Source organism: Nocardia glycosmidis (genome assembly GCF_052545115.1).
In genome coordinates, this window is the sequence record NZ_JBQWRH010000050.1 from 1 (window position 1) to 1,651 (window position 1,651).

Consider the following 1,651-nt stretch of genomic DNA (forward strand, 5'->3'; position numbering starts at 1 on the left):
CTTGCTCTCCGGCGTGTTGGCGCTGCCGCGCTTGAGGTTGCGGGTAAAGGTGTCGCGGGTGCTTGGGTGATCTTGTTCGGAAGTTGTTGCCGCACTTGGACGATCTGGTGATCGAAGATGTTCGCGGTGAGGGGGATGTAGTGGTGGTCGAAGCCGCGGTTGCCGCGCCGACTGCTCGGTGTCCGGGATGTGAATCCGTTTCAGGGCGTGTGCATTCCCGATATCAGCGCAGCCTCGCAGATGCCGCTATCGCTGGTCGTGTGATGGTGTTGCGGTTGGCGGTGCGGCGATTCTTCTGCACGAATAGCGATTGTCCGGCAAGGACTTTCGCTGAGCAGGTCGATGGCCTGACGGTGAAGTGGGCCCGACGGACGAGCCGGTTGACGTCGATGCTGGCCACGATCGGGCTCGCAATGGCCGGACGTGCCGGTGCGCGGCTAGCGCACCGGTTGGGGCTGTCGGCCAGCCGGGACACGCTGATTCGGCTGGTCCGTGGGTTGCCGGACCCGCCTTCGGGCCCCATCTCCATCCTCGGCGTGGACGATTTCGCCGTCCGGCGTGGACACCGCTACGGCACCGTCATGGTCGACCTCGAGACACGGCGCCCGGTCGACCTCATCGACGGCCGTGACGGCGAGGCCCTGGCGGCGTGGCTTCGTGCCCGGCCGCTGCCGCAGGTCATCTGCCGCGACCGGGCCGGCGGTTATGCCGAGGGTGCTCGACAGGGAGCTCCGGAAGCGTTGCAGGTCGCCGACCGGTTTCACCTGTGGCAGAACCTGGGACAAGCTGTCGAGAAGGACCTCTCGGTAATCCGGCGCGAAATCGCCGCGGCACTGGCGGCGCAGGCCGCCGCTGGGCGATCCAGTGAAACACCTGCGGTCGTCAATCATGTTGAGCTCAAGGTTGTTCGACGCTTCCGCGAGCAGCATGCGGCAGTTCATCGGCTGCTGGACCAAGGGCTCAGTAAGTCCGCCATCGGTCGTGAGCTGGGCTTGCATCCCGCGACGGTGCGCAAGTTCGCGGGCGCCGCGACGGTCGATCCGCTGATCGCCAAGAACCAGCAGCGCTCGAGCATCCTCGACGGTTATCACGAACATCTGCACCGGCGCTGGAACGAGGGCATCCGCAACGGCGCCCAGCTCACCCGCGAAATCGCCGAAAAGGGCTATCCCGGCACCGAGCAGCAGGTCCAACGCTATCTACGCCGATACCGCACCAGAACAGGCCATATGCCAGTACCCGCGCCACGACCGCCGTCGGTGCGCAAGATCACCCGGTGGGTCATGACCGATCCCGCCAATCTCGCCGCCGACGACACCACCAGCCTGCGCAAGCTCCGCAAACGCAGCAAAGACCTCAACCGGCTCGCCAACCACGTTCAAGACTTCGCGATCATGATGACCCGCCTGGAAGGCCACCGCCTCGATGCCTGGATCGAATCCGCGGAGAAGGACTCGTTGCCGGCGATCGCCTCGTTCGCCCGCAATCTGCGCCGCGACATCGATGCCGTCCGCAACGGCCTGACCCTGCCCCACAGCTCCGGCCCCGTTGAGGGCCAGGTCAACCGGATCAAAATGCTGAAACGGCAGATGTTCGGCCGAGCCAACCTCGACCTACTCCGCAAACGCACACTGCTGCAGGGGAACTGATC

The 1,651-nt window shown here is 65.3% G+C and carries 1 protein-coding gene; it reads left to right on the forward strand.

Annotated features, from left to right (window positions below):
• Positions 1–107: 107 nt before the first annotated feature.
• A complete protein-coding gene (locus tag ACT86A_RS27420) occupies positions 108–1,649 on the forward strand; it encodes an ISL3 family transposase (RefSeq protein ID WP_445095118.1) in 1,542 nt (513 codons plus the stop codon).
• Positions 1,650–1,651 lie beyond the last annotated feature (2 nt).